5 protein-coding genes are annotated in these 10,300 nt (G+C 45.6%); 3 read left to right on the top strand and 2 right to left on the bottom strand.

Going from position 1 to position 10,300, the window contains the following annotated elements:
• Positions 1 to 257: 257 nt before the first annotated feature.
• Positions 258 to 1,388, bottom strand: coding sequence for a serine/threonine-protein kinase (locus QUB16_RS31920; RefSeq protein WP_333322305.1), 1,131 nt, complete (start codon positions 1,386 to 1,388; stop codon positions 258 to 260).
• Between the two features lie 385 nt (positions 1,389 to 1,773).
• On the opposite strand from QUB16_RS31920, the gene QUB16_RS31915 reads away from it, so the two are divergent.
• Both QUB16_RS31915 and QUB16_RS31910 read left to right on the top strand, forming a co-directional pair.
• A complete protein-coding gene (locus QUB16_RS31915) occupies positions 1,774 to 6,012 on the top strand; it encodes a DUF4347 domain-containing protein (protein ID WP_333322304.1) in 4,239 nt (1,412 codons plus the stop codon).
• A 119-nt stretch (positions 6,013 to 6,131) separates the two neighbouring features.
• A complete protein-coding gene (locus QUB16_RS31910) occupies positions 6,132 to 6,650 on the top strand; it encodes a GUN4 domain-containing protein (protein WP_333322302.1) in 519 nt (172 codons plus the stop codon).
• Positions 6,651 to 6,971: 321 nt separating this feature from the next.
• Here the strand turns inward: QUB16_RS31910 and QUB16_RS31905 are convergent, their stop codons facing one another.
• Complete coding sequence (locus QUB16_RS31905; protein ID WP_333322301.1) at positions 6,972 to 7,637, bottom strand: glycosyl hydrolase 108 family protein; 666 nt, start codon at positions 7,635 to 7,637, stop codon at positions 6,972 to 6,974.
• A 99-nt stretch (positions 7,638 to 7,736) separates the two neighbouring features.
• Between QUB16_RS31905 and QUB16_RS31900 the strand changes: the two genes are divergently transcribed.
• Complete coding sequence (locus QUB16_RS31900; RefSeq protein ID WP_333322300.1) at positions 7,737 to 9,917, top strand: tetratricopeptide repeat protein; 2,181 nt, start codon at positions 7,737 to 7,739, stop codon at positions 9,915 to 9,917.
• Positions 9,918 to 10,300 lie beyond the last annotated feature (383 nt).

Here is a 10,300-nt window from a genome sequence, read left to right as displayed (position 1 = left end):
CCGTCCAAAAAGGACGGGCGGGACGCCCATCCCACAATAACAATTAAAATTGTAAGTTATTTAATTCGCGATCCTATGCAACAAGATCGCTCGCATTGTAAACCGGCTGCTGTGGTGGAAAATGCGATCGGCACAACAATAAGACTCGGTGGTTGAAACCGCTACTACACAAACAAAGTCCGCCTGCGCGGACTAAAGAGGGGGATATTAAAGTGGGATTTGGTAACGGTCAACAGTCAACTGACAACTGACAACTGTCAACTAACTCCCAACTTTTGAAGTGCTTCCAAAGCTTCGGTTGCTGACGGGTAACGCTGGGGGAAAGCGTACAGTACCATCTTGTCTAAAACGCGAGCCAACTCCGGGGTGACAGTTGCATTTTTCTGCCAGATGAGATTCCCTAAATTATCAACTCTGAGTTGTTTCGGGCGCATTCCTGTCAAGGCTTGAATCCCGATGATCCCGACAGCATAGATGTCGCTGCACAATTTCGGTGAACCGATGGCTTGTTCGGGGGGAATATAATCTTGCTGAGTACCGCCGCGCGATCGCGTTTGGCCGGTGCTGTTGTGCGAGGTGTTGATTTCTTTAACTGCGCCAAAGTCAATTAATACAATTTTGCCATCTGATGTCTGCCTGATTAAGTTTTGAGGGTGAACGTCGCGGTGAATTACATCTTGTTTGTGAACGAATACCAGCACTTCCAAGATATCTTTCAACAAAGCAATAACCTGATGTTCTTCCCAGGGTTGACCTTCGATTAGTTCTTGATACAAGGGTTGCCCTTCGATGAATTGATAGACTAAATAAAAATATCCATCTTCTTCAAAGCGAGCTAACAATTCCGGTATCCGATCGTGTTTGCCCAATCGATATAAAACGCGCGTTTCTCGATCGAATAGCTGGCTGGTTCTCTCAGACTGGCTTTTCAGGCGCTTGACGAGGCAGAAAGGTCGATCGGGCAAATTTTCATCTTCAGCCAGATAGGTATCGCTGTACTCGGTGTTCACCAAATGTTCTCTAATTCGGTAACGCATCCGCAGCAGCTTTTGCAACATCGGATCGACAGATTTAGCGGGTTGTGTGCCTTGTTGTACAGCTCTCATGATACAGTCCCAAAGATTTGCTCCGACTACTCTTTCTTCTTGACCGAGAATTTCTGCTTGTCTCAGTACCTTGGTGAGGTCTTTCCACAAGTTGTAGCCGACGTAGCGGCCTAGGTAGCCCACTGTGTACCCACGGGCGATCGGATCGTTTTGCTGAATTTCTTGGTACGTCAAACCCCCTACAACGCCTCGAATTATCGACTGTTGCAACCGAGTCAGGTGTTTTTCCGTTTGTTCGTATACCAGATTGTCCAAAAAAATTATTGCTTCTTCTACCGTCATAGTTTCATGGCTTAAGTTACTTGTACAGGCTCTGCACATTTTTTTTGTCCTAAAATAGCAAGCTTCAAGGGATGATGTACAGCTTTCCACTTCCCAATTACCAAGTATTGATTGCGTTGCGATCGGGCAACTGACAACCGCTATATTTAGGTTATACATGATTGAAGTTAAGTTGGATAAATTGTCTACTTATTGAAATATATTTTTACAAATATGACTTTTATGACTTTAAGTTATGAATTTTATGAATTGACATTATAAGTAGTTTGGATTATTATCTCAATTACAACTTTTAAGTAGGGAATACATTGCCGAATTAGCAGTTCGCAGATTTGAGTGTACCCAATTTAAGCAAAATGTTTAGAGGTGTATCATGCCAAACTCAATGACTCAAACAATTACAAAGTCGATCGCATTTATCGACAGTGCCGTACTCGAAGCCCAAACCTTAACCAACGGCATCAACCCAGAAATCGAAGTCATTCAACTAGATGCCAGTCGCAGCGGCATCGCACAAATTGCAGAAGCCTTGCAAAATCGCAGTGTCTCCGCAATTCACATAATTTCCCACGGATCGCCGGGCTGCTTGCAATTGGGCAGCAGCCACTTGAATGCAGACAGCATCGAGTGCGATCGCATTTCTTTACAGCAGTGGTTTTCGACACAAATGGGCGCGATCGAAAATTCGCTATCCCCAAGCCCTGCGGAAGAAAGAATTCAACCAGAAATTCTGCTTTATGGCTGCCAAGTAGCAGCAGGCGACACAGGTATGGCCTTTGTCAAAAGGCTAAGCGAACTAACCGGAGCCAGCGTTGCTGCCTCCCAGAATCTGACAGGAAGTGCAGCCAAGGGCGGCGATTGGGAACTCGAAATCAAAACAGGAAAAATCAAAACACCTTTAGCCTTAAAACCAGAGATATTGGCTGCTTACAGCCACGTTCTCTCACTCTTTAAAATTAATGACTACGATCCAGAAATCTACGTCACCAATATCACCGCCGGAGACTTTAACGGTGACGGTAAGCCTGACGTAGCCACTATGGATCTTTTGTCAAACAACATTGGCATTCTCTTTGGAAATGGCAATGGCACATTTAACTTTGGCCCCAAAATTAATTTAGGGGTAGCTCCTTACGACTTTGCTGCAGGAGACTTTAATGGTGACAGCAAGCTTGATTTAGGCATTACTAACTTGAGTTCTAAAAGCTTTTCTGTCTTATTAGGAGACGGCAAAGGCAGCTTTAGTCCGGCCACCAACTTTGATGTGGGTTCGTCCTACACCTTCGTCTATTGGGGAGACTTTAACGGCGATGACAAGCTTGACCTAGTTACTCTTAACGCCGACTCTAACAACATATCTATACTCTTGGCAGATGGCAAGGGCGGCTATGGCAAACCCACTAACTTTAGTGTGGGAACATTTCCCAGCAGCATAGTTTTGGGAGACTTTAACGGCGATAAAAAGGTCGATTTAGCAACTACCAACCAGAACTCTAATAATCTTTCCGTACTTTTAGGAGATGGCAAAGGTAGTTTCGACAAAGCCACGAACTTTGATGTAGGAAAATCCCCCACTTCTATAGATGTGGGAGACGTGAACAACGACGGCAACCTTGACTTAGTAACTGCAAATAGTGGCTCTAACAGCGTTTCTATTTTATTCGGAGATGGCAAGGGCAGCTTTGGTTCTACCACCAGTGCTTATGGAGGAGTGAACCCCTCTTCACTTACCCTGGCAGACTTTAATGCTGATAGCAAACTTGATTTAGCAGTTTCTGATGTCATTTCGACCTTCATTTTGTGGGGAGACGGTACGGGCGGCTTCAACACTTACGACGAGGTTCCCTACACTGGTCTCAACCCTGCAATAGTAGACCTTAACGCAGATAAACAGGCCGATATAGTTGGCAACACCCTTGGAGATATCAGGGTTTTGCTCAACGATTCAGACGCTAATCAGGCCGTTTCTTACGCTATTACTATCAATGCTGCTAGCGATACTGAAGGCAACACGGGTGTAAAAACTCCCATTTTCACGGTGACTCGCAGCGGCAATACTACATTTAGCAGCAGTGTTAGTTATGACATTACTGGCAATGCTACTAACGGCAGCGATTACAACAATATTGGCGGGACTTCTGAGGCAACTGGTATCAAAGGCACGATCGATTTTGCTCCGGGTGAAACATCCAAAACCCTGATTATGGATGTCTTGGGCGATACATTACCAGAAAGCAATGAAGATATTATCGTTACTTTGTCAAATCCGATCGCACCAGGCCCCAAACCTACCATTACTACTGCTACCGTTAAGGGTACGATTATAGACGATGACACTCCTGGCAACACGTCCACTACGCCAACACCAACACCGACACCAACACCAACTCCAACACCAACTACATCCGCTACTCCAACACCAACTCCAACACCAACTACATCCGCTACTCCAACACCAACTCCAACACCAACTACATCCACTACTCCAACACCAACTCCAACACCAACTACATCCACTACTCCAACACCAACTCCAACACCAACTACATCCGCTACTCCAACACCAAATCCAACACCAACTACATCCGCTACGCCAACGCCAGTCACGCCAACGCCAACGCCAGTCACGCCAACGCCAACGCCAGTCACGCCGACACCAGTGACGCCGACAGAAGTGACGCCGACGCCGACAGAAGTGACGCCCCCACTGATACTTGCAAGTCCAGAGATTATTATTAATCCAACATCGGGATTAGTCACTACAGAAGCAGGTGGCACAGACCAATTCACTGTCAAACTCAACAGCCGACCTACTGCTGATGTGAGTATTAATTTTGGTAGCAATAGTGTGGGAGAAGGAGTAATTTCCAGGCCAACTGTTACCTTCAATTCTACTAATTGGAATCTAGAGCAGAGGGTGACGGTAGAAGGCGTTGATGATATTGTATTTGATGGAAATCAAAATTACAGTATTATTGCCGACCCTGCTGTTAGCGCCGATCCCAATTACTCCGGGTTAACTACATCAATTGTTTTCGTTACCAATAATGACGATGACGAGCCTCTTCAGACCATTTCTAGTTTGAGCGAAGGCTTGGTTATTGATGGTTACATCTCCGGTGCAACCATCTTCCTAGATGCTAACAAAAATGGCATTAAAGATAGTAACGAACCATCAACTACTACTGACTCTAACGGTGCCTATCAGCTCGATATTCCCTTGGAGACTTTTGACAAAAATAAAAATGGGAAAATCGATGCAGATGAAGGCAATTTAGTTGCTTTTGGCGGGACGGATACTGCGACAGGTTTGCCGCTGGAAACGCCTGTTGCTGCACCTGCGGATGCTAATGTTGTCACTTTGTTAACCAGTTTGGTAACTGATTTGATGGCTGGGGGAATGACGCAGAGTGAAGCCGAGTCAAAAGTTAAATCTACTCTGTCTATTCCTGCGGGAGTTGACTTATTAGACTTAGATCCGATCGCCTCTACAGCCAAAAATGAACCGGGTGGTGTTGAAACTCTAGTCGCCATGACCAAAGTCCAAAACGTAATTACCCAAACTAGCAGTTTAATCGATGGTGCATCTACGGCTGATAATGATGCGATCGTCAAAGCTGTTGTCGGGGCAATTAACAGTAAAATCAAATCCGGCAGTTCCCTCGATTTGAGCGATGCGGCACAGGTAGAAAGCATTATCGAGCAATCTGTTGCCAACGTCAAACAAGTTGATAGCAGTCTCAACACTGAAAAACTTTCCCAAATTGCCCCGGAAGCTGCGAAGGTAATGGCTGAGGCAAATCAAAGCACGGATCAAGTTAAATCTAAATTTTTGCCTGATTTTATTCCCTCGGAAATTGCCAAAGTCCAAAAGGTGGCATTAGGTGAAAGTTCGATCGCCCTCGAAGAAGCGGCGGCTGGCACAAAACCAATCGCACAGGTAGTTGCCGAAAATACGGGCGAATTTTTAACGGCCAAAATTCAAGGTAATCCAGCACCTTCTCAACCTGCTGTTCCGGTTGTACAAGGTGATGTGGAACTTGTCAATACTTCTCCTGAAATTCTCGGCGCTGAGGGCAAAAATCTTGTCGGTACTGATGATAGCGATACTTTAATCGGCGGCAGCAGTAACGATTTTATCAGTGCCAGAAAAGCTAGTGATTCCCTCGATGGTGGCGCTGGCAATGACAGCATTTACGGCGGCAGGGGACTCGATACACTGACAGGTGGCGATGGCGATGACATCTTATTTGGAGGCCGCGGTGCTGACAGTTTGGAAGGCGGTGCAGGCAATGATAGTTTGTACGGCGGTAAGACCAATGATACTTTGCTTGGCGGCGCGGGAGGTGATTTCCTCAGCGGTGAAAATGGGGATGATTTTCTGACAGGAGGTAGCGGGATCGATCGCTTTTTGTTGACTCCAGATGCCGGCTCGGATACGGTGGTTGATTTTGAGGTGGGTATCGATAAATTTGCCCTCGATAACGGTTTGACTTTCCAGCAGTTAGAAATTAGTCAAACTGCGGGAGGAACGCTGCTGAAAGTTGCCTCAACTAATCAAGTTTTGGCAACGGTGACTGGGTTGAATAGTTCGATTGCTGAATCGGATTTTGTGTTGCTTTAGATCCAACTCCAGCGTAGGGGCAATCCTGTGATTGCCCTTCTAAATGAGGTAGGCACTAAAAACGAATCATTTGTTAAATCACTTTTACTGGGAGGAGCATCATGTTTAAATTGGGAAAAATGACCCTAGTATTCATCACCGTATCAGTTGCTGTTTTGCAGCCAGCTTTTCGGGCTAGCGCCCAAGAAACCAGCAGCGAATTCAGGCAACTGCAAACCTTATTAGAAGCTAAGAAGTGGGACGACGCCGATCGCGAAACCGTCTCTATACTCCGCAACAACCCCACGTCTTGTCCTAACCTCCGCGCGATCGACCAATTGTGGATGCAACACAGCAATAACAAATACGGCTTCACTCCGCAGTTAGAGATTTGGCAACAGACGGGGAAGGGTTTAAATTGTCAAACTTGCGAAGAAGAAATTAAAGAATTTACCAAAAAGGTAGGATGGAAACTTGACTCGCGAGACATTCCTCTGCTAGGGGATTTTCCCGCTCAGTACCCAACTGTTGCTGCATTAGGTTGGCAAAGCTACGTTGGTAGAGATACAAGTTTTTTTGGCGATCGGCGTAATACATGGCAAGCGTCGAAAGTTCAAGGTCATAACTTGTTCTCTACTTTTGCTAATTGCGGCAAGTAAGTAGACAAACCTAAAAAAACAGAATACTTAGATACCCGACTTCTTTAAGAAGTCGGGTATCTAAAGCGCGAGGTCGTTTTACGTTCTTTTGCTTTCATACTTCTGCTTCTTTTAAAAAGCTGGTTTTGCTGAATACAGGTATGAATTAAAAATTTCCCAATTGCTATGGGCCAAGTATGGTGAGTTTTGTAACGTTGGAGAAAAGTTTATTCATACCCTAAATCAGCAACGCCATTTATAGAACACAGGCAAGATGTCTGTTCCACAAATATAGAATAAGAAATAACAATCAACAGTCAACAGTCAACAGTCAACAGTCAGCTACTTAATCTTATTTACATAGCCCCACAAACTGTAATCGCGGCTCAGCCAACCCCGAAAAAATGCCATCTGAGTCGGGTCTTCTTGCACCCTTTTGTAGCGGTAAATAATTCGTTCATTAATCATTTGCAGGGCGGTATTTCTGTTATTCGCTCCTTTTAGCGCTTGCTTGGTGCGCGAGTCAAAAACTCCCGTTTGCGGCAATCCTAACGCTTGCTGGAGAAAAGTAATAGAGTTATTAATACCGAAATTAACGGCGGTGTCAAACATGACGATCGCCAAAGCCGGCTGCATCGTGCCCGATAGGCTCGAATCCCAGTAATATTTATAAATTTCTAGGAGCTCTGCTTCGGACATCTGCGTCACGTCGAGGGGCGGAAGCCCACGACTGTAGCGGTAGGCGTTGTATTCTGTTTGCAAGACGCCCCGATAAGTTCTGCCGCCCTTATCGGCAGGGTGATTGCTGAATCCACCCTCAAAATATAGGGTGAAATAAAGAGCAGTTTGAAATAATTTCTGCCGCAAGCTGGCTGTCTGCTGCTGCTGTGCGAAAGTCTTTTGGGCAAAGGGTAAGGGGATTGCTAAGGTTAACAAGAGTATCCCCAGCAGGAGGTTTGGTTTCCACTTGATCTTATGTTGGCGCTGTGTCGCTTGCTTGTCGCTCATAAATTCTCTGTGACGATCGCCCGTAGTTCCGCTAAAACTGCTACTCTGCAAAATAATATAGATTCAACCTTTAACTTGATAGCACAGATAGGCCGCAAAATGAATTCCGATTTTCGCAACCAATCCGAAACACCCCAATTTGAAGATGCTGCATCCCTGACAGTTGTTGCAGAAACCTATTACTCTCAAGGCAATTTAGCAGCAGCCGTCGCTGCTTGTCGCCGAGCTCTGGAATTGCAACCAGATTGGGCGGCGGCTTACGTGACAATGGGCAATGTGCAGCAAGCAAGCGGCCAAATTGAGGAAGCGATGCGGTTTTATTCCGAGGCGATCGCCCTGAATCCCGATTTTGCTGAGGCTTATGCTAATTTGGGCAGTATGCTCTACAAACAAGGGCATTTGGTGGAGGCGGTTGTCAATTACGAAAAGGCGATCGAACTTAAACCAAATTTGGCTGCTGCTTACTGGAATTTGGCAGGGGCACTGAAGCAGCAGGGGCAGCCGGATGCAGCGGTAGCATACGAACAAAAAGCTCTCGAACTTAATCCCCACCTTGCTCAAGTAGATTTTCACTTAAATTTAGGAGATAAATTAGCGCAGCAAGGGAAGTTAGATGAGGCTGTGGCTGCATGGCAGCGGGCGATCGCATTCAAACCCGATTTAGCCGAAGCATACTGTCAAATTGGCCGAGTTTTGCGCCACCAAGGTCAATTTAAAGACGCAATACCCAACCTTCAAAAAGCTCTAGAAATTAAACCCGATTTTATTTCTGCCCACCAACATTTGTGCGACATCCTCAGAGATACTAGCGATTTAGCTGCCGCGCGGCAAGCCGTACACCAATACAGCCAAATGTGTGCCGAAACCGATCCAATTATGACCGCGATTTACTTCATCAGCACCTATCAAGTGTCGGGATTAAATCAAATTGCGGGCGATCGATTTTTAGAGCTAGAGTCATACTTGCAGCCAAACTTAGAAACCGCTAGCCCGGTGGAAATTAAATCGCTTTATGCAAATTTGTTATTCAGCACGCCCTATTTGCGAGATGACTTGGCGGCCAACTCAAAACTTTACAGATTAATTGCCCAAAAGTATATCGACCAATGTATTAAACCTAATTTTTCTCAACCCGCAAATTACAGTTTAAAACCAACGGTTCCATCCAGCAAGTTAAAAATCGGCTTTTTGTCCAATCACTTTAGCCGCCATTCTGTAGGTTGGTGCAGCGCGGACATCATTCGCGAATTGTCCGATATCACACCCAATGTGTATTTGTACTCTTCTGAAAAAATTGTCCCTGACGCTCTCACTAAGCAATTTGAAACTTGGGGAAAACTCACTTTTCCGACCACCTACCCGAACGGCCTTGCCAATTCTGCCGAAATTATCGACCAAATTCAGCAAGATGAATTGGACGTTTTAGTTGATTTAGATTCTCTCAGCGTACCAGTTCACGCTGACATTCTCTACCAAAAACCCGCACCAGTTTGTGTTTCTTGGCTGGGATTTGACGCCCCTTACATATCGCCAGAAAATTACTTTCTTACAGACAGGCACTCGCACCCAGCAGACAGGGAAAAATATTATGACGAGCAGCTAATTAGGATGCCGGATTCCTTTGTAGCGGTGTCAGGTTTTCAGAGATATGGAGTCGATCCCGTTGCATTGAGAAAATCGCATCGGATCGGTTTGGATCAGATAGTTTACCTGTGCGTCAGTCCCGGCAGAAAATTTAATCGCGAGTTGGTAAAAGCACAAATTGCGATTCTCAAAGAAGTGCCGAACAGTATCTTAATTCACAAAGCTTTAGGCGATGCTGCGGTGTTTGAGGGTGCGTATCACCAAGCTTGCGAAGCTGAGAAAGTGAGCAAGCACCGAATTAAGTTTTTGCCGAGGTTTGCTACTGAGGAAGAACACAGAATTATCTATTTGCTGGCCGATGTGTTGTTAGATTCTTATCCTTACAACGGAGGAACTCACACTTTAGAGGCTTTGTGGTTTAATTTGCCGGTGGTGACTCGCACAGGAGAGCAATTTTTGTCGAGAATGGGTTATTCGTTTTTGCAGACTTTGGGAATTGAAACAGGCGTGGCTTTGTCTTGGTCGGAATATGTGGAAGTGGGTGTAAAATTGGGCAAAGAACGTGAATTGAGAAATGCAATTAAAGCACAGTTGGTGAAATCTAAAGATCCAGCCAATTTGTCGCCGCTGTGGAATCCGAAAAAGTTTGCTGGTGATATGTATGCGGTCTTGGAAAAATTATGTAAAATGGTTTGACGCGCTACTTAATAGTGTATTCCAGGGTTGTGAAGTAGACTGTGCGAGCGAGTGCCGAAGGGACACCGCACTGCCCATTCGTGTTAACTTAACCTCAAAAGTAGTATCAGTATATCGTCTACCGATTAGGCCCCGATCCCCCCTAGCCCCCCTTAAGAAGGGTGGGACAGGAGTCTTCTCAAAGTCAACCCCTACTCCCCTTCTTAAGGGGGATTTAGGGGGATCTAGACTTTGCCTAAAAGCGACATTTATCAGGGGTTTCATGCTTAAGTTGACACGACGAAAGGTACTGCCATGTCCCTACAAGAGTGGGAGCATCTCAGTTTTGCATTTACAGTGCGAGCGTCCCCGCTCGCGTATTGTACAATACGCGAGCGGGGACG

The organism is Microcoleus sp. D3_18a_C4 (assembly GCF_036702415.1).
GTDB lineage: Bacteria > Cyanobacteriota > Cyanobacteriia > Cyanobacteriales > Microcoleaceae > Microcoleus.
Note: the sequence above shows the minus strand (reverse complement) of the source record. Positions and strands in the feature narration are given on the sequence as shown.

What these genes read in the sequence shown, in the direction of transcription:
- QUB16_RS31920 (WP_333322305.1), bottom strand. Translation starts at nt 1,388, where the DNA reads ATGACGGTAGAAGAAGCAATAATTTTTTTGGACAATCTGGTATACGAA.
- QUB16_RS31915 (WP_333322304.1), top strand. Translation starts at nt 1,774, where the DNA reads ATGACTCAAACAATTACAAAGTCGATCGCATTTATCGACAGTGCCGTA.
- QUB16_RS31910 (WP_333322302.1), top strand. Translation starts at nt 6,132, where the DNA reads ATGACCCTAGTATTCATCACCGTATCAGTTGCTGTTTTGCAGCCAGCT.
- QUB16_RS31905 (WP_333322301.1), bottom strand. Translation starts at nt 7,637, where the DNA reads ATGAGCGACAAGCAAGCGACACAGCGCCAACATAAGATCAAGTGGAAA.
- QUB16_RS31900 (WP_333322300.1), top strand. Translation starts at nt 7,737, where the DNA reads ATGAATTCCGATTTTCGCAACCAATCCGAAACACCCCAATTTGAAGAT.